We start from the raw sequence: 359 nt of genomic DNA, 5'->3' as shown, positions 1-359 counted from the left end.
CAGCTACCCCACCACTCCTCAAGGCTCTGCTCGGCTCCGTTCGAGCCCGCGAGACCGTCAAACAGAATCGCGCATACTTCGTTCACGCGCTCGGACGTTCGAGAGCAGTCCGTCGCGCCAATCGCCAGTCACGTGGCTAAGTTCTAGCTCCTAAGTTCACGCGCCCAGCAGAGCACGGGTCGCCATGTACTCCTCAGCTGCCGGCTCGAGCTTGAAGTCGAGGAGCTCGACGGAGTGCGCCTTCAACACCTCTCGCACCTCGGTCGGTGTGGTCCGGAAGTACTCGCGGCGTAGGTTGACCTGATTGATCCGCCTGTCGGCGAAGTGCTGGTGAAGCATCGATTCGATACTGACTGCGT

Annotated in this window: 1 protein-coding gene; it reads right to left on the bottom strand. The window is 61.0% G+C overall.

Annotated features, from left to right (window positions below; genetic code table 11):
- Window positions 1-156: 156 nt before the first annotated feature.
- Window positions 157-359, bottom strand: a 203-nt coding sequence (locus tag ASV53_RS25020; RefSeq protein ID WP_205049259.1) for a GIY-YIG nuclease family protein, incomplete at its 5' end; no start/stop codon positions are given.

It is taken from the genome of Photobacterium sanguinicancri (assembly GCF_002265265.1).
GTDB classification, from domain to species: Bacteria; Pseudomonadota; Gammaproteobacteria; order Enterobacterales; family Vibrionaceae; genus Photobacterium; species Photobacterium sanguinicancri.
The sequence above is the reverse complement of the archived record's forward strand: the minus strand, read 5'-3'. Positions and strand labels throughout refer to the sequence as shown.